At 72.4% G+C, this 17247-nt stretch carries 22 protein-coding genes and 1 pseudogene; 13 read left to right on the forward strand and 10 right to left on the reverse strand.

The features are described 5' to 3' along the window. The first annotated feature begins 385 nt into the window (after positions 1 to 385). The 4 genes and pseudogenes from AB0M39_RS04755 to AB0M39_RS04770 all read left to right on the forward strand — a co-directional run. Positions 386 to 784 (forward strand): 6-carboxytetrahydropterin synthase, encoded by a 399-nt coding sequence (locus AB0M39_RS04755; RefSeq protein WP_365360143.1) that lies wholly within the window; start codon positions 386 to 388, stop codon positions 782 to 784. Positions 785 to 921: 137 nt separating this feature from the next. Beyond that, positions 922 to 2007, forward strand: a complete 1086-nt coding sequence (locus tag AB0M39_RS04760) for a glycosyltransferase family 4 protein (protein ID WP_365360211.1) — start codon at positions 922 to 924, stop codon at positions 2005 to 2007. Positions 2008 to 2015: 8 nt separating this feature from the next. Further along, positions 2016 to 3062, forward strand: coding sequence for a methyltransferase domain-containing protein (locus AB0M39_RS04765; protein ID WP_365360145.1), 1047 nt, complete (start codon positions 2016 to 2018; stop codon positions 3060 to 3062). A 29-nt stretch (positions 3063 to 3091) separates the two neighbouring features. Next, positions 3092 to 4087: pseudogene (locus AB0M39_RS04770) on the forward strand (lysylphosphatidylglycerol synthase transmembrane domain-containing protein); the annotation flags it as partial. Here the strand turns inward: AB0M39_RS04770 and AB0M39_RS04775 are convergent. Both AB0M39_RS04775 and AB0M39_RS04780 read right to left on the reverse strand, forming a co-directional pair. Beyond that, positions 4034 to 4972 (reverse strand): RibD family protein, encoded by a 939-nt coding sequence (locus AB0M39_RS04775; RefSeq protein WP_365360213.1) that lies wholly within the window; start codon positions 4970 to 4972, stop codon positions 4034 to 4036. The pseudogene AB0M39_RS04770 and the gene AB0M39_RS04775 overlap by 54 nt on opposite strands. Beyond that, the gene (locus tag AB0M39_RS04780) at positions 4969 to 5823 is read right to left on the reverse strand and encodes a creatininase family protein (RefSeq protein WP_365360147.1); all 855 of its coding nucleotides are present in this window, start codon (positions 5821 to 5823) and stop codon (positions 4969 to 4971) included. The genes AB0M39_RS04775 and AB0M39_RS04780 overlap by 4 nt, the downstream gene beginning before the upstream one ends. Before the next feature lie 216 nt (positions 5824 to 6039). Here AB0M39_RS04780 and ribA point away from each other — a divergent pair, with 216 nt between their 5' ends. Continuing rightward, positions 6040 to 6696, forward strand: a complete 657-nt coding sequence (ribA, locus tag AB0M39_RS04785; RefSeq protein WP_365360149.1) for a GTP cyclohydrolase II — start codon at positions 6040 to 6042, stop codon at positions 6694 to 6696. Positions 6697 to 7069: 373 nt separating this feature from the next. Here ribA and AB0M39_RS04790 read toward each other — a convergent pair whose 3' ends face one another. Together AB0M39_RS04790 and AB0M39_RS04795 are read right to left on the reverse strand one after the other, a co-directional pair. Next, positions 7070 to 8053 (reverse strand): M56 family metallopeptidase, encoded by a 984-nt coding sequence (locus tag AB0M39_RS04790; RefSeq protein WP_365360151.1) that lies wholly within the window; start codon positions 8051 to 8053, stop codon positions 7070 to 7072. 4 nt (positions 8054 to 8057) lie between these two features. Next, a complete protein-coding gene (locus AB0M39_RS04795; protein ID WP_365360153.1) occupies positions 8058 to 8462 on the reverse strand; it encodes a BlaI/MecI/CopY family transcriptional regulator in 405 nt (134 codons plus the stop codon). A gap of 170 nt (positions 8463 to 8632) precedes the next feature. Between AB0M39_RS04795 and AB0M39_RS04800 the strand changes: the two genes are divergently transcribed. The 3 genes from AB0M39_RS04800 to AB0M39_RS04810 all read left to right on the forward strand — a co-directional run bounded on the left by AB0M39_RS04800 (position 8633) and on the right by AB0M39_RS04810 (position 10636). Then, a complete protein-coding gene (locus AB0M39_RS04800; RefSeq protein ID WP_365360155.1) occupies positions 8633 to 9208 on the forward strand; it encodes a TerD family protein in 576 nt (191 codons plus the stop codon). Between the two features lie 99 nt (positions 9209 to 9307). Continuing rightward, entirely contained in the window at positions 9308 to 9889 is a 582-nt protein-coding gene (locus tag AB0M39_RS04805; RefSeq protein WP_365360157.1) for a TerD family protein, read from the forward strand. A gap of 213 nt (positions 9890 to 10102) precedes the next feature. After that, on the forward strand, positions 10103 to 10636 hold the full coding sequence (locus AB0M39_RS04810) for an NUDIX hydrolase (RefSeq protein WP_365360159.1): 534 nt from the start codon (positions 10103 to 10105) through the stop codon (positions 10634 to 10636). An 80-nt stretch (positions 10637 to 10716) separates the two neighbouring features. On the opposite strand, the gene AB0M39_RS04815 is transcribed toward AB0M39_RS04810, so the two are convergent. From AB0M39_RS04815 to AB0M39_RS04840, 6 genes are all read right to left on the reverse strand, one after another. Next, positions 10717 to 11238 (reverse strand): hypothetical protein, encoded by a 522-nt coding sequence (locus AB0M39_RS04815; RefSeq protein ID WP_365360161.1) that lies wholly within the window; start codon positions 11236 to 11238, stop codon positions 10717 to 10719. Positions 11239 to 11441: 203 nt separating this feature from the next. Continuing rightward, on the reverse strand, positions 11442 to 12116 hold the full coding sequence (locus AB0M39_RS04820; RefSeq protein WP_365360163.1) for a pentapeptide repeat-containing protein: 675 nt from the start codon (positions 12114 to 12116) through the stop codon (positions 11442 to 11444). Positions 12117 to 12178: 62 nt separating this feature from the next. Next, positions 12179 to 12442 carry a multiple cyclophane-containing RiPP AmcA gene (gene amcA, locus AB0M39_RS04825; protein ID WP_365360165.1) on the reverse strand — a complete coding sequence of 88 codons (264 nt, stop codon included), beginning with the start codon at positions 12440 to 12442 and terminating at the stop codon, positions 12179 to 12181. Continuing rightward, entirely contained in the window at positions 12420 to 13532 is a 1113-nt protein-coding gene (gene amcB / locus AB0M39_RS04830) for a cyclophane-forming radical SAM peptide maturase AmcB (RefSeq protein ID WP_365360167.1), read from the reverse strand. Before amcB ends, amcA begins: the two co-directional genes overlap by 23 nt. Positions 13533 to 13556: 24 nt before the next feature. Next, the gene (locus AB0M39_RS04835) at positions 13557 to 13757 is read right to left on the reverse strand and encodes a hypothetical protein (RefSeq protein ID WP_365360169.1); all 201 of its coding nucleotides are present in this window, start codon (positions 13755 to 13757) and stop codon (positions 13557 to 13559) included. Then, positions 13754 to 13927, reverse strand: a complete 174-nt coding sequence (locus AB0M39_RS04840) for a hypothetical protein (protein WP_365360171.1) — start codon at positions 13925 to 13927, stop codon at positions 13754 to 13756. Before AB0M39_RS04840 ends, AB0M39_RS04835 begins: the two co-directional genes overlap by 4 nt. A gap of 184 nt (positions 13928 to 14111) precedes the next feature. Here AB0M39_RS04840 and AB0M39_RS04845 point away from each other — a divergent pair, with 184 nt between their 5' ends. From AB0M39_RS04845 to AB0M39_RS04865, 5 genes are all read left to right on the forward strand, one after another. Further along, the gene (locus tag AB0M39_RS04845; RefSeq protein WP_365360173.1) at positions 14112 to 15332 is read left to right on the forward strand and encodes a helix-turn-helix domain-containing protein; all 1221 of its coding nucleotides are present in this window, start codon (positions 14112 to 14114) and stop codon (positions 15330 to 15332) included. 133 nt (positions 15333 to 15465) lie between these two features. Beyond that, on the forward strand, positions 15466 to 15828 hold the full coding sequence (locus tag AB0M39_RS04850) for a metalloregulator ArsR/SmtB family transcription factor (protein ID WP_365360175.1): 363 nt from the start codon (positions 15466 to 15468) through the stop codon (positions 15826 to 15828). A gap of 32 nt (positions 15829 to 15860) precedes the next feature. Continuing rightward, the gene (locus tag AB0M39_RS04855; RefSeq protein ID WP_365360177.1) at positions 15861 to 16295 is read left to right on the forward strand and encodes an arsenate reductase ArsC; all 435 of its coding nucleotides are present in this window, start codon (positions 15861 to 15863) and stop codon (positions 16293 to 16295) included. Between the two features lie 209 nt (positions 16296 to 16504). Further along, the gene (locus AB0M39_RS04860) at positions 16505 to 16768 is read left to right on the forward strand and encodes a hypothetical protein (protein ID WP_365360179.1); all 264 of its coding nucleotides are present in this window, start codon (positions 16505 to 16507) and stop codon (positions 16766 to 16768) included. A 55-nt stretch (positions 16769 to 16823) separates the two neighbouring features. Further along, complete coding sequence (locus AB0M39_RS04865) at positions 16824 to 17096, forward strand: hypothetical protein (RefSeq protein ID WP_365360181.1); 273 nt, start codon at positions 16824 to 16826, stop codon at positions 17094 to 17096. Positions 17097 to 17247: the final 151 nt, after the last annotated feature.

A 17247-nucleotide genomic window follows, 5' to 3' on the forward strand; every position in this document is an offset into this window, starting at 1 on the left:
TACCTCGCCGTCGCCGCCGACGCGGGCGCCGTACCTCGCCGTCGCTGCCCGCATCGTGGACGGCGACCAGGCCCCACCGGAAAACCTGGGCGGCGACCCGGCACTCGCGGGCGAGGCGGCGACGCAGCGCGGCTGAGCCCGCCTGCTCGCCGGTCCGGCCCGCCAATTGGCCGGTGCTGACCGTCAGTTGCCGGGTCCGGCCCGACTGAGCGTCCGCCCGCCCGCCCGCGCGCGTCCGACAGCCCGCCGCCGGACGGTCGAAGCAACGGCTGAATCCCTCCGAACATCGAGCGACCTGGGCCTTTGAACGCGCAGTACGCTCCGGCCGTACTGATGGGCAGCGGCCGCCAACGGCCGACTGCGTCGGACCGGGAGGTCACAGCCGTTGTTCAGCGTCACCGTCCGCCAGCACCTCATGATCGCTCACAGCTTCCGCGGAGAGGTCTTCGGACCCGCGCAGAGCCTGCACGGAGCGACGTTCCTCGTGGACGCCACCTTCCGCCGTCCCGAGCTCGACGACGACAACATCGTCGTGGACATCGGACTGGCCACCACTGAGCTGGGCGCAGTGGTCGGCGAGTTCAACTACCGCAATCTGGACGACGAGTCCGAATTCGCCGGGGTCAACACCTCGACCGAGTTCCTCGCCAAGGTCATCGCCGACCGTCTGGCCGACAAGGTGCACGCCGGGGCGCTGGGCGAGGGCGCGCGCGGCCTGGCCGGGATCACGGTCACGCTGCACGAGTCCCATATCGCGTGGGCGAGTTACGAGCGAACCCTATGAGCCGCCCAGGCGCGTCCCCGTCCACGTCCGCTTCCGCTTCCGCGTCCGCGCGTACGACCGGCGCCCCGGCCGCCAAGGCCGAGGGGCCTGCGGCCGTGGGCGCCGTGCCCGCGGGCGTCCGGTCCGTGCGCGTGGTGATGCCCGGCGGCGTCGACGATCCGGCCGCGCCGAGCGGCGGCAACAACTACGACCGCAGAGTCTGCCGGGACCTGCCCCAGGTCGGCTGGCAGGTCCGCGAGAACACCGTCGCGGGCGACTGGCCGCAGCCCGGGCCCGAGGCCCGCGCGGCACTGGCCGCCATACTCGACGACACCGCGGACGGCGGCATCGTCCTCCTCGACGGACTCGTCGCCTGCGGCGTCCCCGAGGTGATCGTGCCCGAGGCCGAACGGCTGCGGCTGGCCGTGCTGGTGCACCTTCCGCTGGCCGACGAGACGGGGCTCGCCCCCGACCGGGCGGCGGCTCTGGACCTCGCCGAGCGCAGCACGCTGCAAGCCGTCGCCGCGGTCGTGGCGACCAGCGAGTGGGCAGCGGGCCGGCTCGTGGAGCACCACGGGCTCGCCCCCTCCCGGGTCCATGTCGCCGCCCCCGGCGCCGACATCGCGCCCCTGGCGCCGGGCACGGCGAACGCCGCCTCCTCCGACGCGCCGCGCCTGCTGTGCGTCGCCTCGGTCACCCCGCGCAAGGGCCAGCACCAGCTGGTCCAGGCGCTGTCGACGGTCGCCCATCTGCCGTGGACCTGCGTCTGCGTCGGCGGACTGGACCAGGACCCCGACTACGTCGCCGGGCTCCGGGAGCTGATCGGCGCGTACGGGCTCGACGACCGGGTGCACCTGGTGGGGCCGCGGACCGGCGCCGCGTTGAACGCGAGCTACGCCGGCGCCGACCTGCTGGTCCTCGCCTCGCACGCCGAGACGTACGGCATGGCCGTCACCGAGGCGCTCGCGCGCGGCGTCCCCGTCCTGGCGACGGCCGTCGGCGGAGTGCCGGAGGCCGTCGGGCGCGGGCCCGACGGCAGCGTGCCGGGCCTGCTCGTGCCGCCGGACGACCCGGCGGCGCTCGCGGCGGCGCTGCGCCGCTGGCTGAGCGAGCCCGGCGAGCGGCACCGCTCGAAGGTGATCGCGCGTCGGCGGCGCACCGCGCTCGCCGGCTGGGAGGCGACCTCGCGGAGCCTGGCCAGGGCTCTGGAACAACTGCGACAGGAAACTCGGGAGGCAGCGTGAGCGGGACCGTGAGTGAGACCGAACGACCTCGTTACGCCCCGGAGTGGCTGGCGCTGCGGGAGAGCGCCGACGCGGCGGCCCGGGCGCCCCAACTCCTGGACGCGCTGCGGGAGCACGCGGCGGGGGCGGCGGACGGCGCGCGAGCGAAGGCGGCGGACGGCACCCGAGCGTCGGCGGCGGGCGGCACCCGAGCGTCGGGCTCGGGTGAGGGCTACGACTTGGCGGGCCCGGGTGAGCGCTCCGAATCGTCCGGCCCCAGTGAGGGCTTCGGCTCGGCGGGCCCAGGTGAGGGCTCCGACTCGGCGGGCTCGGGTGCGCACTCCGCATCGGCGCAGTGGGTCGTCCGCGACCTCGGCTGCGGCACCGGCTCCATGGGGCGCTGGCTCGCACCCCGGCTGCCCGGGGCCCAGCACTGGATCCTGCACGACCACGACCCGGCCCTGCTGACGCTGGCCGCCGCCCAACTGCCCCGTACCGCCGCCGACGGCAGCCCCGTCACGGTCGCGACGGAGACGGGCGACGTCGCCCGCCTGGACGCGGAGCGGCTGACCGGCACCTCGCTGGTGACCGCGTCCGCGCTGCTCGACCTGCTCACCTACGACGAGCTGGACGCGCTCGCGGCGGCCTGTGCCGGCGCCGGGTGCCCGGCGCTGCTCGCGCTCTCCGTCGTCGGACGGGTCGAGCTGACCCCGGCCGACCCGCTGGACGCCGAGATCGCCGAGGCGTTCAACGACCACCAGCGCCGCGTCGAGCACGGCCGCCGACTGCTCGGCCCCGACGCCGTCGATGCGGCGTCCGAGGTCTTCGCGCGCCACGGCATGACCGTGCGGGTGGCGGCCGCTCCCTGGCGGCTGGGCCCGGCGGAGTCCGCGCTGACGGCGGAGTGGCTGCGGGGCTGGGTCGCCGCCGCGTGCGAGCAGCGGCCGGAGCTCGCGGCGCGTGCCGATAGGTATCTGCAGAGCCGCCTGGCGGCCTGTGCGGCGGGCGAGTTGCGGGCGGCGGTGCACCACAGCGATGTGCTGGCCCTGCCTGGGCCGACGGGCGGCGCCTCGTGATCGTGCAGGCGGTCCGGGCGCGGCTCGGCATGCTCGTCGGAGCGGCCATCCTCACGGCGATGCTGTGGTGGCACGGCGCCGGCGCGTTCCTGGACGGCCTGCGCGGGATCGACGTCCCGACCCTGCTGGGCGCGCTCGGCATCGGCCTGCTCACCACGGTGTTCAGCGCGTGGCGCTGGCGCGTGGTGGCCCGCGCCCTGAGCATCCGGCTGCCGCTGGGGCGGGCCGTCGCGGACTACTACCGCGCGCTGTTCCTGAACGCGGCGCTGCCCGGCGGCGTCCTCGGCGATGTGCACCGCGCCGTACGGCACGGGCAGAGCGCCGGCGACGTCGGCCGGGGCGTCCGCGCGGTCGTCCTGGAACGGGTGGCTGGCCAGGCGGTCCTGATCGCCGTCGGCGTGGCGCTGCTGATCGCGCAGCCCTCGCCGGTCCTGGCGGAGGCGGGCCAGTTCGCCGGCGCTCTCGCCACGGCGCCGGGCACCGCACTCGCGCTGGCGGTGGTGTGCGCGCTGGCGACCGCGGTCGCCGTCCGCCGCCGCCCTCGCGGCAAGGCGGAGGCGCGGGAGCGGGCGGAGGCTCAGGAGCGAGGCCAGGCTCAGGCGGAGGCGCAGGAGCAGTCCCAGGCCCCCGCCACGGCCCCGGCTGCGGACTCGCGGTGGCGGCGCGCGGTCCGCTCCACCCTGGCCGAGGCACGCCTCGGCCTGTTCGCGCGCCAGAGCTGGCCCGGCGTGCTGATCTCGTCCGTCGCGGTGCTGGCGGGCCATCTCGGCATGTTCCTGCTCGCCGCCAGGGCCGCGGGATCGACGGCCCCGGCGGCGGAGTTGCTGCCGATCATGGTGCTGGCGCTGCTCGCCATGGCGCTGCCGCTGAACGTCGGCGGCTGGGGGCCCAGGGAGGGCGTCACCGCCTGGGCCTTCGGCGCCGCGGGCCTGGGCGCGGCCCAGGGGCTGACCGTCGCCGTCGTCTACGGGCTACTCGCCTTCGCCGCGAGCCTCCCCGGCATCGGCGTCCTCGTCGTCCAGTGGATCGCCCGCATGCGCGGCCCGCAGGTCGAGCTCGAAGAGGGCGTCCTCGCCGAGGGCGGCGCGCCGGGTCGGCGGACGGAGCGCGTCGCGCATCACGTCCGGTCCGTCGAAGCGCAGTCCGGGGACGCCGTCGCCGAGCAGGACCGGGGCCACCGTGACGTAGAGCCGGTGCAGCGCACGCTCGTGCAGGAAGCGGGACACGGTGACGCCGCCGCCCTCCACGAGCACGCGGCCGAGTCCGCGCCGCGCGAGCTCGTGCACCAGGCGGCGGGGGGCGAACGCGGCGCGGTCGGGCAGCACCAGCATGTCGACTCGGCCGCCCTTCAGGCCGGAGACCTCGTCCTCGCCGGCGCCGCCGCCCAGAGCGGCTCGCCCGCGCTCGCTGTCGGCGCCCACCACCCACAGGGTGTCGGCCGCGCCGTCGTCGAACAGCCGGCGGCGCAGCGGCACCCGGCCGTGCGGGTCGACGACCACGCGTACGGGGTGGTTCCCGGCGCAGGCGCGGACCGTCAGCTGGGGATCGTCGGCGACGACGGTGCCCGCCCCGACGACCACCGCGTCGCAGAGGGCGCGCAGCCGGTGCAGATGGTCGCGGTCCTCCTCGCCGGTGACGTAGTCGGCGTCGCCGGTGCGGGTCGCGATGAAGCCGTCCAGGCTCTGCCCCAGCTGAGCGACCGTGAAGCGAGGGCCGGCCAGGCACAGCGACAGATAGCGGTCGGCGAGGACGTCCGCCTCGGGCGAGGCGTTCCGCCACCGGCGCCGGCCGTCCGCGCCCGCGAGCAGCCCGGCGGCGTCGGCGTCCGCCTCGGAGCGGATGCCGAGCAGCAGCTCCCAGGCGCCCGCCGCGTCGAGCCGGCCGGCGGCGCCCGCCGCCAGGCCGGTCACTGCGCGCTCCTCGAGAAGCCCTCGGCGGCCGGGGAGTTCGCGGGAGCCGACGAGTCCGCCGGCGCCGGGGACTTCACCGGCTCCGGGGACTTCTCCGGCTCGGGGGACTTCTCCGGCGCCAGGAGCGCGAAGTACTCGGCGAAGGAGTCGACGAGGCCGGCCAGCAATTCCTTGCCCTTCTCGGCGGACGCCATCGAGGGGCAGCCGACCACGCCGGATTCCGTGTAGGGCCGCAGACCGAGAGTGAGCAGATGCTCCCGGTCGTCGGCGAGAAAGTCAGATGTCTCATAACCGGGACGGACGAGTTCTGGATGGTCATGCAACAGGATGGACGTCTCCACTTCACCGGCGTGCATATCGCTCGCCGACGGCGTCTGCACACCGGCCCTCTCACGCGCCGCGCCCCAGTCGGCCGAGCCGGGGAAAAGCGCCATGCGCGTACCGGTTCCGGCGGATTCCTGAACCACGTTGCGCAGCACGTAGTTTCCACCGTGCCCATTGACGAGAACCAGGCTGTGAATACCGGACCGCCGAAGCGACTCGGCAATGTCCCGGATGACGGCATAAAGGGTCGCGGCGGAAATGCTGACGGTGCCGGGCCAGGCGGCGTGCTCGTGCGAGCACGAGACCGTTATCGGCGGGAGGCAGTGCACCGGGTAGGCGGCGGCGACCTCTCTGGCGATGGCGCAGGCTATGACCGTATCGGTCATCAGGGGCAGAAACGGCCCATGCTGCTCGAAGCTGCCGATGGGAAGAACGGCGACGCCGGCCGCGCCGGCCTTCACGTCCTCCGTCGTCGTCTCCAGCGGCAACAGGCCCAAAGCAGGCAGCCGCACGTACGGGCCACTCATGTTCCCGACCCTTTCATTCTTCGTCATACGACATGTCGGCCGCCCCGGCGGCCCGAATACGAAAGCATGTGAACGGACGTTTCCGTACACAGTCGCAAGTACAGACCGCACAACCACGGCATACCTATTGACCGAACGCGATTGGCCAATAGGCTTGTTGACACCCTCTCGCTCATTTGGATGCCCTCACCAGAGGTTACCCGATAGGATCTGGCCATGATAGATACGGATCACGTACGTTCCGACAGCACTCGCACAACGGACGTCGAGCGCGTGGCAACCGTCCGCCTGTCGACCGAGCATGGCGAGTTCCTCGCCGTCGGCTACCTGGACCGCAGCCGAGGCGATGAGCAAATAGCTTTGGTATACGGGGATATCGAGGGCGACGGAGCGCTTACCCGAGTGCATTCCGAGTGCCTGACCGGAGATATCTTCGGGTCCCGGCACTGCGAGTGCGGGGACCAGCTGTCCGCCGCGCTGGGCGCGATCGTGAGCGAGGGCCGCGGCGTCCTGATCTACCTCCAGGGCCACGAGGGCCGCGGGATCGGCCTGTTGGCGAAGCTCCAGGCCATGCAGCTCCAGGCGGAGGGCATGGACACCGTCGAGGCGAACCTCGCGCTCGGACTCCCGGCGGACGCACGGGACTTCAGGGTCGCGGCGGAGATGCTGCACGACCTCGGCGTACGGTCCGTACGGCTGATGTCGAACAACCCGCGCAAGATCGAGGCACTGCTCCAGCACGGCATCGAGATCTCGGAGCAGGTCCCGCTGCTGACGGCGCCGCGCGAGGAGAACCTCTTCTACCTCCAGACCAAGCGGGAGCGGTTCGGCCACCTCCTGCCCCACCTGGACCGCACGCCGGAGCCGTCCTGAAGGGCGGCCGGACGCATGGGCCGCGGCGGCGAGGATCGCCTCGGCGGGCGAGGCGCTAGCCTGCGGAACGATCTTCCCAGGTCTCCGTCAGCGGTCGGAGCCCCTGGGCGCCTCGCCCTCCACGCAAGGATTCGCCCGTGCGCACCCAGGCATCTCCTGAAGTCGTCTGAAGTCGTCGAGCAGTGGTGGAGCGCCAGGCCGGCGCGGGCCGCCCTCGAGGTCAGGGGCGCCGTCCGCGCCGGCGACCTGTTCGCGGAGCGGCTCGGCGCCGGCGATCGTCCGGGAGGCGTGCTTCACGCTCGACCTGCCGCCGCACGAGTTCGACCTGTAGACATACGGCCCGTAGGCGCCGGGCGGGCGGGCGCGCACACCGCTACATGGGCGTGGCCGCGTGCAGGATGAGGAAGAGGGTGACGGCGGAGTTCGCCGAGGACAGCGCCGAGACGGCGGCGCCCACCGCCGCTCCCCAGGCCGCCAGCCCCACCGCGGTGAAGACGGACGGCCACAGCCGGGCGACGGGCGCCGGCTCGAGCAGGGCGGCCACCCGGCGCGGCACCGGCCCGGCCGCCGCGAAGCCCGCGAAGCCGGTGAACCCGCCGAAGCCCGCGAACCCGCCGAACCCAGCCAGCGTCGTGACGGGCGGCGGCGCGCCGCGCGAGACCAGCGCCGCCTTGCCGATCGCCCGCGCCACGACCCGCCGGCTGCCGACCGTCGCGGCGGCGTCCTCGTCGGCCCAGCGCTCGGCGGTGTACGTCACGGCGGTACGCAGCGGCCGCAGGAACGGGTTGGCGCGCGCCGCGAGCTGCACCGCCAGCAGGAACCGGTGGTGGCGCCCGCCGAGATGGGCCCGCTCGTGCGCGAACAGGGCGCGCCGCTCGCCGGAGTTCAGCCCGGCCAGCATCCCCGTCGTCACGACGATCCGGCCACGGCCCCGGCCGGGCAGCGCGTACGCGTACGGCGCCGTGTCCGGCAGCACCGCCACCGACGTGGCCGGCAGTCCCGCCAGCGCCTGCCCGGCGCGGCGGCGTACCCGGCGGCGCCGCCACGAGGCCCGCGCGCAGGACGCGAGCACGGCGATCAGCGCGGGGATGGCGACCTTGCCCGCCACCTCGTCGTACGGCACCGCCTCGCGCACCTCCGGGTCCGACCAGCCGTCCGGCAGCGGATTGCCGGGCAGTTGGGCGGTACCGACGACCATCAGCAGGGCCAGGCACAGGGTGCTGCACACCGCGAGCACGGCGGCGACGGCGGTCAGCAGCCAGGTGGCGGCGCGCGGGTGCAGATGCTGTTCGGCCAGGCGCGCGATCGGCCAGGCGCTGAAGGGCAGGACGAGCGGCAGGAAGACGAAGACTCCCATGCGGTCAGTCTTCCCCTTCGTCGCCCGTCCGGGCCAGCAGGTCGCGCAGCAGCTGCTCGTCGCCCGCGGGGAGGGCGGTGACGAAGCTGGCGAGGACGGCGCCGCGGTCGGCCTCCGCGTCCAGCATCCGGCGCATCCGCAGAGCGGCGAGACCGGCCTCGTCGGCGGTCGGCGTCCACGCGAAGGACCGGCCGGCCCGCTCGCGGGCGACGGCGCCCTTGGCGTGCAGCCGGGTCAGGATGGTGATCACGGTGGTGTAGGCGAGGCCGCCGCCGAGTCGTTCCTGCACCCAGGCCGCGTTCACCGGGCCCGCCGCCTGGCGCAGCGCGGCCAGCACCTGGGCCTCCAGCTCTCCCTGACCGCGTCGGCGGGGGTGCCGGGCGGAGCCGCTCGTGTTCCGGTCCGTCATCTCGTTTCCCTCCCGCCTCACAGCCCCCGCTGTTCACCGTGGGGCCGTTCATCGTACTGAGTGGGCAGGCCAAGGCCGCCCGCACGATTCTACAGTGCTGTAGATTTTGTGGGCGTCACCGAGAACCGGGCCGACGGGCCCGGCGGTTGATCGAGGGAAGGGATGACGACATGGGTGTGAGCCTCGCCAAGGGCGGCAACGTCTCGCTCAGCAAGGAGGCCCCGGGCCTGACCGCCGTCGTGGTCGGCCTGGGCTGGGACGTCCGTACGACCACCGGCGCCGACTACGACCTCGACGCCAGCGCCCTGCTGCTCAACGAAGCCGGGAAGGTCGCATCGGACCAGCACTTCGTCTTCTACAACAACCTCACCAGCCCGGACGGCTCCGTCGAGCACACCGGCGACAACCTCACCGGCGAGGGCGAGGGCGACGACGAGACGATCAAGGTGAACCTGGCCGCCGTGCCGGCCGACGTCCTGAAGATCGTCTTCCCGGTCTCCATCCACGACGCCGAGAGCCGCGGCCACAGCTTCGGCCAGGTGCGCAACGCGTTCATCCGCGTGGTCAACCAGGCGGGCGGCGCCGAACTGGCCCGCTACGACCTGTCGGAGGACGCCGCCACCGAGACCGCGATGGTCTTCGGCGAGCTCTACCGGCACGGCGCGGAGTGGAAGTTCCGCGCGGTCGGCCAGGGCTACGCGAGCGGACTCTCCGGCATCGCGACCGACTTCGGCGTCAACGTCTGACCGACGGCGAGGCGACGCGCCCGGCGCCGTGCTCGTAGCACCGCACCGGGCGCCCACCGCACACCCACGCACACCCGACGAACGAAGAGGCAGCACACCATGTCCGTGAACCTGTCCAAGGGCCAGCAGATCAGCCTCAGCAAGTCCGACGGCGGCGCGCTCAGCGTCGTCCGCATGGGACTGGGCTGGAAGTCGGCGCCCCGCAAGGGGTTCCTGGCCCGGATGACGGCCCGCGAGATCGACCTGGACGCCTCCGCGGTGCTCTTCGCCGACAAGCAGGCGGTCGACGTCGTCTTCTTCCAGCACCTGGTGAGCGACGACGGCTCGGTCCGCCACACCGGCGACAACCGCGTCGGCGGCGCGGGCCAGGGCGGCGACGACGAGTCGATCGTCGTGGACCTCCAGCGTCTGCCCGTCCACATCGACCAGATCGTCTTCACGGTGAACTCGTTCACCGGCCAGACCTTCGAGGAGGTCGACAACGCCTTCTGCCGCCTCCTGGACGAGACGACGGGCCAGGAGCTGGCCCGCTACACCCTCACGGGCGGAGGCCGCCACACCGCGCAGATCATGGCCAAGGTGTACCGAGGCGGCGGCGGTTGGCAGATGGCGGCGATCGGCAGCCCCGCACAGGGCCGTACCTTCCAGGACCTGATGCCGGCCATCACCGCGCATCTGTGATCACCGCACGACGGCCGGGCGGGGGCGACGGATCTCGTCTGCCCCCGCCCGGGCGGCCGTGACGGCGGCACGGGGGCCGGGGTACGACGTGGACGCGGGCTGCTGAATGCGTATGCGTCGGCGTGCCATGAACCCTGGCCGAACCTCGTCCTAGTCAGCCCTGGCCAGCCGCCGCTCTGCGATGCACGAGGCCGATCGAGAGGGGCCGCAGCGATGCAGTGGAAGATCCACGGCGAACGTCCGATCTACGAGAACAGCTGGGTCAACCTGTGGCTCACCGACGTGGAGACACCGGACGGGAACCGCTGGGAGCACCACGTAGTGAAGCTCCGGCACCTGGCCGTCGCTGCCGTGCTCAACGAGCGGCGCGAGGTGCTGATGATGTGGCGGCACCGCTTCATCACGAACGCCTGGGCGTGGGAGCTGCCCATGGGCCTGGTCGAGGAGGGCGAGACTCCGGCCGACGCGGCAGCCCGTGAAGTGCTGGAGGAGACCGGCTGGCGGCCCGGTCCCATCAAGCCGCTGATCTACGCCGAGCCGGCCAACGGCATCACCGACTCCCAGCACCACGTCTTCCGGGCCGACGGCGCGACGTACGAAGGACCGCCGACCGAGAAGAACGAGTCGGACCGGATCGAGTGGATCCCGCTGCGCGACGTGCGGAGCATGATCGACCGGCGCGAGATCGTGAGCAGTGGCTCCCTTGTCGGCCTGCTCTACGTGCTCATGGACGAGGCGATCCGCTGACCTGACGGTCGGCCCCATGGATGTATGGCACGCCTGGTCCCATCGGGCTGGATGGGTCCCCGACCGGTGAGGCGCCTCGCCTAGATCAAAGACGGCAAGGTTCCGGGCGACCAGTGGCCGAGCCAGAATGCGGCCGCGGAGGGGTGTTCCTGCCCCTCCGTAGAGCCGTCGTGCAGCAGGTACTCGGTAGGAGCGATATAGCCCTCTCCGGGCGCGAGGCGGATGCGGTAGACCCGGATCGGGTGTCCGGAGGCCACGTGTTTTCGGTAGTCCTCGGTGGAGGGGTAGCGGTACATGTAGTCCTCGGGGTGTACGGCCCGGCACACAGCCTGTGCGTCGAGCGTGCCGACGACGAGGTACCGGGTGCCCGGTCCGAGGTTCAGGGCGAGGCGGCGCCGGCCACGGGGTTTCTGCCCGTAGATCAGCTTGTCCCAGTTGTCGAGGTGCAGGCCGATCAGACGGCCGTCCTGGTAGTTCTCCGTCGTCGTGATCATGTTGGGCTTGGAGAGAGCCTGTCCGAGGTACTGCGCGTCGTTGCCCAGCGGCCTCGCCAGGCGCTCCGGATCCTCCTCCCTCAGAGCGGGCGGGCGGACGATCTCCACGAGCGTGGTGGCCGGTCCGAGCCTGGGCGGCCAGCGAGAGACTGTCTGCCTCCGCGAGTGGCTGCCACAGTCCGGACGGGACCACGGAGCCCACCTCGTACGCCGGATCCTCCTTCGTCGTACGAACGGTGGCGGTCTCGCACCGCTGGCGCAGGGCGTCCAGGTCGTTGAACGCTATGTGCAGGGGCACGTGGTCCTCCTGGTCAGTCGTCTCCGACGGCGATGCCGAGTTCGTTCACGAGGGCCTGGGCAAGGTCCGTCTGCTGACCTTGATCGATGCGGACTCTGGCCAGGTTGGCGACGCCGCGGATCTGTGAGAGGTCGTTGCCGCGGAGGTCGGTGTCCCGGTACCGTCCGCCGACGAACTCGGTCAGCTTGAGTCCGCAGTCGGAGAACACGGCGTCGGACAGGTCGCAGTCGGTGAACGTGGCCTCGGTGAAGGCACAGCCGGCGAGGGCAACGGGGCCGGTAGCGCGCACCTTCTCGAAGGTGGCGTAGTCGAAACGGCATTTCTCGAACAGCACGTCGTCCAGGACCACGCCGTCCAGCGCGGCGCCCATCAGCTTGCAGTCGCGGAAGTGGACCCGGGACAGCTTGCTCTCACTCCAGCGGACCGAGCCCAGATCACTGCTGATGATCTCGACGCCGTGGAGGTTCAGCGCCTCGAACTCGACTTGCTTCGCGCGGACGCCGGTGACCCTGCCCGTGATGAGCCGGATGCCGGTGAGTGTGAGCGAGCGAAGGTCGACGTCCCCGTATGTGAAGTCCTGCACGGTGCCCCGGGGGCTGTCCAGTGTCGCAACCGCGGACAGGTACAGGCCGGGCTCTTCGAGGTCGGGGGTGGTCACGGCGATGTGGCCGAAGGTGCGGCTGGCCATGATGCTCCTTGAACGTGGTGCCGGGGCGGCCCGGTGTCGCCGGCAGGACCGCCCCGTCCGGGCTACTTGTTCTTCCAGTTGTCCCAAGTGGGACGGTTGTCGAAAACCGGTGTGGGGTTGTCCCAGGTCGGCTGGTTGTCGAACGTGCCGACAAGGAGCTGAGGGCGCCTGGCCGCCGCGGCGGGGCGGCTGCCCGAGTGGGCGTTGGTCCAAGCGTTCTCCCCGCGGGCGAGGGCCGTGGCGCCCGCCGCCTCAAGGAGGGACGTGAATCCCTGGGCCGAGTCCATCACGAGCGCGGTGGCGTCAGGGGCGATGTTCACGGACATGTCGCGTAACTCCTTCGAGCAGGGCGATCTTGGCGGTGGTGCAGTACCGGGTCCTGGTGCCGTCGAACCGGCCTTCGTGCTCGAAGTACCGGTTGGCCGCATGGGCGCCTCCGCAGAACGCGAAGGTGGGGCACGTGGCGCGGCAGGCGTCCACGCCGTTCCAGAACTCGGTGATCCAGGGGGTGCGATCCTCGGCCTCGGCGACGAGGACGTCTAGGCCGGTGTGGAGCACTTTGCCGGTGGTGAAGTCGCCGAACCGGCTGTCCGTGAACCCGGCCAACTCCGGGGACAGCATGACCACGCCGCCGTCGTAGGCGACGGTGGGCAGTGGGTCCCAAGGAGCCGAGGTCGGCGTCGGGGCGGTGGCATGGCTGCCGAGGACAGCCCCGGCGAAGTTGAGCACGCGTTGCATCTCGCGCAGCCGGATGACGGGGTTCGCCCGCCAGGCATCCGCGAGGGCAGTCCAGAATCCCGCTGCCCGTGCGGGGTCGGCGTCCTTGGCGCCCAGGTTGACGCCTTCCTCCTCTTCGACGTTGACGCCGAGGGTGGTTACGCCCAGGTCGGCGAAGAAGTCATAGAAGCGGCCTGCCCTGTCCGGGTCCGGGTTGGAGACGACCGCGATGGCGGAGAACGGCATCCGGTGGTGGTGCAAGCGGTCTATGCCCCGCATGATGCCGCGGAATCCGGGGCGGCCGGCGAGGGTGACGCGGTGGGTGTTCATGTCCTCGGGGCCGTCGATGCTGACGCCCACATGGACCTGATGCTCCAGGAGGAACTCGCACCACGCGTCATCGACCAAGGCGGCGTTGGTCTGCACGGAGTGCTTCAAGCCCGTGAACGGGGCCATGAGAGCGGCGAGGTGTTCACGCCCGGCCGCGAGCGGCTCCCCGCCGTGCCACACGACCTCGAACTCCGGGTTTGCCGTGGCCCATTCGTTGACAGGCCTGGCAACCGCCTTGGCGACCTCCACCGGCATGAGGTGCTTCATCTTGCGGAACGGCAGGTAGCAGTACGTGCAGTCCATAGGCAGGCACTGGGTGGTCGGCTGCATGATCACCGAACCGGGGATGCGGGCAAGCCGGGTAGGCATCGTGTCTCCTCTCAGTGCTGGGCGTCAGGCGGGGGCGATGTTGTCGGCTGCCGTGGTCCACTCGACTCCGCCAGGCGGGCGGATGTGCGCGATGCGGACCGTGCCGTGGCTGTGCAGCTCGTGGGTGACGGCGACCAGTTCGCCCTCCATCCGGGTGGCGATGTCGCGGACCCGCTGATGCAGCAAGGGGTGCTGTTCGTAGCCAGCGCGATCGGCGGGGTTCACGTCTGCGTCTCCTCCGGCTGGGAAAGGTCGGCACGACGCATGAACTTCTCCCATCCGCCCGCAGCTCGTATCCGCAGGGCCTGGCTGGGGGAACCGGGCAGCGGCTCGGGTGCGGTGTGCTTGCGTCCGCTCGCACCAGGGGCGCGGCGGGGAAGGGAGGGGGCGCTCATGGCTGTTCTCCACTCAGCTTTGGGTGCAGCGAGCCGCAGGTACGCCAGGCAACAGCCCGACGGCCCGCTGCGAGGGGGAGACACTGCCCGAAGGTGTCCTGCTCCGGGGTGCGTTGACCACCTTGGCGGCCCCGGAATCTCGAAGCCACTGCCGCGTCCTATAGGGCCGTCCTATATTCCGGGGATGGAGCCGGAGCTGAATGTGTGGGCACACCCTGAGCTGCGGGCAGCCGTGGCCGCGGAGGACTGGCCCGCGCTGTTGAAGGCGTGGCGAAAGCTGACGCGCAGCAGCCAGAGCAGGCTCGGCGCCCTCGTGGGTCTGGCGCAGTCGGACGTCTCCGCGATCGAGAACCGGCGGCGCGAGGTGACGTCCGTCGAGGTACGGCAGCGGATCGTTCACGGCCTCGGCGTCCCTCTCGAACTGCTGGACGCCCGGCACGAGGAGCTCCCCTTACCCTCCCTCGTGCTGCCCGGTGTGGTGTCGGAGACGGACGCGGAGCGGCTGATCGCCGTGAAGAAGGGCGGCCTGCGCTTGGACGCCGCCTCTCTGGACGCGATGGACGCCTTGCTGGCCGCGCATCGCCGGGCGGAGGACACCGTGGGCTCACGCACCGTCGCTCCGCTCGTGACTGCTCAGTTCGAGGAGGTGGCCGCCCTCTACGGCCAGGCCCGCGGGCCGCTGGCAGACCGTGTGGTCAAGCTGCTGGCCGAGTACGCGCAGTTTCTCGCCTGGATGGCGCAGGACCAGGGCGCCGCCCCCGTGGCGCTGGGATGGTTCGACCGGTCCTATGACTGGGCGCTGGAGTCCGGGTACGGCGACATGGCCGCCACCACCATGAGCATGAAGGCGCACCTGGCGTGGTCTCAGGGCCGGGGGCGGCGCTGTGTCCGGCTCGGCGAGGCGGCGGCGTCGACGGCGGGCGCGAGCGAGGCGACGAGGGCCATGGCGGTCCAGATGACCGGGCGCGGGCACGCGCTCGAAGGGGATGCCGACGGCGCGCACCGCAGGCTGGACGAGGCGCAGGAGATCATCGCAGCCGCGTCGGACGCGCCGCCCTGGCTGTACTTCTACGGCGAGCGGTGGTTCGCCGCGCAGCGCGGTATGGCCGACCTGCACCTCCAGGAATGGTCGAGCGCGGCCGAGAGCCTGGTGACAGGACTGGCCGGCTTCGCTCCGTCCTTCCGCAGGGACCGTGCCTGGTACGGGTCCTGCCTGGCCCACGCGTACGCCGGCGCCGGGGAGGCGGAGGCCGCTCTGGAGACCTCCCTGGGCGTGATCGCCGACGCCTCCGAGATCGGCCGCCCGCACGCGTGGGAGGAACTGCACAGGGTGGCGGGGGTGCTGTTGCGCCGCAGGGCTCCCGAGGGCCGGGCGCTGGTCGATGCCCTGGCAGCGCTGGACTGATCCCGGCCTGCGACGCCCCGCACTTGGGCCCACGCCGCGCAGGTCGCCCGCTGGGCCGAGGCATCGACAGCCGTCGACCGTCATCGACAACCGCCGACATAGACAAATGTCGATCCTGAGGGACAATGGGCGCATGGCGAACACCAAGGCGCTGGAACTGCTGGAACCTCAGGCCACGGCCGCGCCGTGCTGTCCGCCGTTGGCCGAGCGGCCGATGACGTCCGGGGAGGCCGAGCGGGCCGCCGTGATGTTCAAGGCGCTCGGCGACCCCGTGCGGCTGCGGCTGTTCTCGCTGATCGCATCGCACGACGGCGGCGAGGCCTGCGTGTGCGACATCTCCGACGTCGGCGTATCGCAGCCGACCGTGTCCCACCATCTGAAGAAGCTCAAGGACGCCGGCCTGCTGACCTCCGAGCGGCGCGGGACCTGGGTGTACTACCGGGTCGAGCCCGCCGTCATGGCGGCCATGGGACAGATGCTCGGCACGTGGCGCTGACGGGATCCCGGTCCCCGCTGAAGGAGGAAACCATGCCCGCCGCCCCCGTCGCGTCCGTGCTGTTCGTCTGCGTGCACAACGCCGGGCGCTCGCAGATGGCCGCCGGATTTCTCGCCCGCCTGGCGGGCGACCGCGTCGAGGTCCGCTCGGCCGGGTCGCTCCCCGCCGGCCAGGTCAACCCGGCCGCCGTGGCGGCGATGAAGGAGGTCGGCGTCGACATCTCCGCGCAGCGGCCCAAGGTGCTGACCGCCGAGGCCGTCCAGGCGTCCGACTATGTGATCACCATGGGCTGCGGCGACGCCTGCCCGGTGTTCCCCGGCAAGAAGTACCTGGACTGGGCGCTCGAGGACCCCGCCGGCCAGGGCGTCGAGGCCGTACGCCCCATCCGCGACAGCATCAGGAGCCTCGTCGAGGCCCTGATCGCGGAGATCGACGCGGGCGGGCCCGGGGCCGGCCGCCGTCCATGACCGTCCGCGCGCCGGGGGCCCGTCGGCGGGCATACGGTGGAGATACGCCTGGCCCACCGAGGCGCCGGACCGTCGCGGCGCGAAGCCCCCGGCCTCCGGGAGCCCGCGAGTGGACCACGCGCGTGGAGCACGCAGGTGCGACGTCCCGGGCCCCACGCCCGGTGCCGCGCCGCCGTGCCGCGACAAGGAGGCCCGCAAGGAGGTCCCGCATGGAACCCGAGCGGCAGCTGCCCTCGGCCGGCCACGCCGAGGTACACGTCGTCGCGGCTACGCCCGAGGTCGCCCGCCGGATCGCGGAGGTGCTGCGGCGCTCCTTCTCCTCCACCGAGCAGCGCAGCTACCCCGCCGGAGCGGACGGCGGCACCCGTCTCCAGCTCATCGTGGACACCACGCACGCGTCGGAGCCGGCACGGTCCTGGCTCGCCGCGAGCCAGACGTCGTGGGACGACCACCCCCCGACAGACGGGGGCTGAGCGGACTCCGGACGCCGAACCCGCCGCCACACCCCCAGCGAGAGAGCGGCAGCCCATGGCAACACTTCAGGAGCGGAAGACTCACCGCAGGGCGATCCTCGAGGCCCTGTACGGCGCCGTCGAGGCCAACCGCCCGGACGTCAGCGGCGCGACGCTCGGCGACGACCTCGCCCTGCCCGAGGCGGACTTGGCGGCGGCGTGCGCGTATCTCGCGGGCGAGGGCCTGGTCGCCGTCGAGTGGACGTCGCACAAGACGCCCGCGAGGGCCACGCTGACCCACGAGGGCATCCGCCTCATGGAAGCGGAGGAGGAGGAACGGGGCGGGTAGCCGCGGGGGCGGGTAGCCGCGGGGGCGGGTAGCCGCGGGGGCGGGTAGCCGCGGGGGCGGGTAGCCGCGGGGGCGGGTAGCCGCGGGGGCGGGTAGCGGCGGGGGCGGGTAGCGGCGGGGCCGGATCCACCGTCGTCCTCGACTCGCTCGA

It is taken from the genome of Streptomyces sp. NPDC051907 (assembly GCF_040681075.1).
Lineage (GTDB): Bacteria > Actinomycetota > Actinomycetes > Streptomycetales > Streptomycetaceae > Streptomyces.